The organism is Flavobacterium sp. (assembly GCF_027531905.1).
In the GTDB taxonomy this organism is placed as follows: Bacteria; Bacteroidota; Bacteroidia; order Flavobacteriales; family Flavobacteriaceae; genus Flavobacterium.
This window is the reverse complement of sequence record NZ_JAPZSU010000063.1, coordinates 1-2,055: the sequence shown is the minus strand read 5'-3', so window position 1 is coordinate 2,055 and position 2,055 is coordinate 1. Positions and strand designations below refer to the sequence as shown.

At 34.5% G+C, this 2,055-nt stretch carries 3 protein-coding genes; all 3 read left to right on the top strand.

Features of this window, described 5'->3' with window-relative positions:
- On the top strand, positions 1-822 hold an 822-nt coding region (locus O9307_RS13850; RefSeq protein ID WP_298300354.1), incomplete at its 5' end, for a type IX secretion system membrane protein PorP/SprF.
- Positions 823-836: 14 nt separating this feature from the next.
- The gene (locus O9307_RS13845; protein ID WP_298300352.1) at positions 837-1,484 is read left to right on the top strand and encodes a hypothetical protein; all 648 of its coding nucleotides are present in this window, start codon (positions 837-839) and stop codon (positions 1,482-1,484) included.
- 25 nt (positions 1,485-1,509) lie between these two features.
- On the top strand, positions 1,510-2,055 hold a 546-nt coding region (locus tag O9307_RS13840), incomplete at its 3' end, for a tetratricopeptide repeat protein (RefSeq protein WP_298300350.1).

Here is a 2,055-nt window from a genome sequence, read left to right as displayed (position 1 = left end):
AATACCATTAATATCAACCCAGCCTACGCAGGTAGCCGTGGCGCGATGAGTATTTTTGCGCTACATCGAACCCAGTGGGTGGGTTTGGATGGAGCACCAACCACCAATACTGCCTCGATAAATACACCAATTAGCAATAGTAATTTGGGATTGGGGGTTTCATTTGTGAATGATAAAATTGGCCCAACCACTGAAAACACGATTTCAGCAGACCTCTCCTACACCATTCCTACCTCAGAGAATTTTAAACTCTCTTTTGGAATGAAAGCAACCGCTAACTTATTTAATTTAGATGCCAGTAAATTAAATCCTTTAAACCAAGGCGATCCACAATTTCAGAATTTGAGAAACGTTTTCACCCCAAATATTGGAGCTGGAATCTATTACCATTCTGACAAAGCTTATGTTGGACTATCGGTTCCTAATTTCATTCAAACCAATCGATACAATGATAACGAAGTGGCTATTTTCAAAGAAAAAATGAATTACTATTTAATCGGAGGTTATGTATTTGACTTATCTTATAATGTAAAATTCAAACCTGCTTTCTTAACCAAAGTAGTTCAAGGCGCTCCTTTACAAGTTGATGTTTCAGGGAATTTTTATATCAATGAAAAGTTTACCTTAGGATTGGCGTATCGTTGGAGTGCTGCCATGAGTGCAATGGTAGGCTTTCAAGTCACCGATGGCATGTACATTGGCTATGGATACGATTTAGAAACTACTAAATTAGACAATTACAATTCAGGATCACATGAGGTTTTCTTGCGTTATGAAATCTTCAAGAATAATGATAAAATTGTAACTCCTAGATGGTTTTAAATTTCAAATTTCCAATGAGATTACAATCAAAGATGATTTCAAAAATTATTCTTATATCACCAATGATTTTTTATAGTCAAAACAATCCAGAAAAGTTAATGGAACCTGACAAAGAAATCAAGTCAAAATCCTATGAAGTTACTGAAACTATTCGAACTGCATTTGGAAGTACTAAAGTAGTTTATGTTGTCAGTAACAAGAATATGATCGATACCTATGATTTAGGTCCAAATAACACTAGAGAAGTTAAAGAAATAATAGTCTATAAGAAAACTAGAGAAAAAAAATATTACACAGGACTTAATTTAGAAGCTAAGGACCTAAAAGGAGTAAATGGTAATACAAATGCTATAATTGACCAAGAAATTGTAAATCCCAACAAAAGTATTACCATCATCCCTATCGAAACCTATGAAAGACTGGTGGAACAAGGTATCCGCTCCTCAGAATTGTATAGCCAACTTGCGGATGCCTATTTTTATAAAAATGAGTATGCAAAAGCCTCTAAATATTATTTTGAATTCTTTACTATCGAAAAGAGAATTAAACCAGAATTTTACTTAAGATACGCTGTAACCTTGGATAAACTTGGTCAAAAGGAAAAATCTAAGGCATTATTAATGACTTATGAGGCTTCATTAAAAAATAAAAAAATCAAATAAAAAACCAGATTTATACCCTTGGATCATGAAAAAACAGTTCCTTCTTTGTCTAGCTATGAGCTCCTTTTTTTGGAATTCCAGTTTTGCTCAAAAAGCCAAACTAGCTTCCGCAGATAAAAAATACGATAGTTACGCCTATGTAGATGCCATTCAAACCTATGAACGCCTTGCTGCCAAAGGCTATCAATCGGCAGATATGTTCATGAAATTAGGCAATGCGTATTATTTTAATTCTGATTTTGAAAAAGCAGCCCAGTCTTATGAAAAACTCTATCAGATACAACCAGAACAAACCCCTGACTATTATTACCGTTACGCACAATCGCTAAAATCCATTGGAAAAGAGAAAGAAGCGGTAGCCGTTTTAAAGGAATTTGAAAACAAATCAGGTGGCGATAGTCGTAGCAAACGTTTGAAAAAAAATAGTGAATATTTAGAAGACATTCGAGCCAATATTGGTATTTACACTATTGAAAACGCAGGCATCAACTCCAAATTTTCTGATTACGGTAGTGCCATTGTAGACGATAAATTAATTTTTACATCAGCAAGAGATACTGGTGGCATCGGC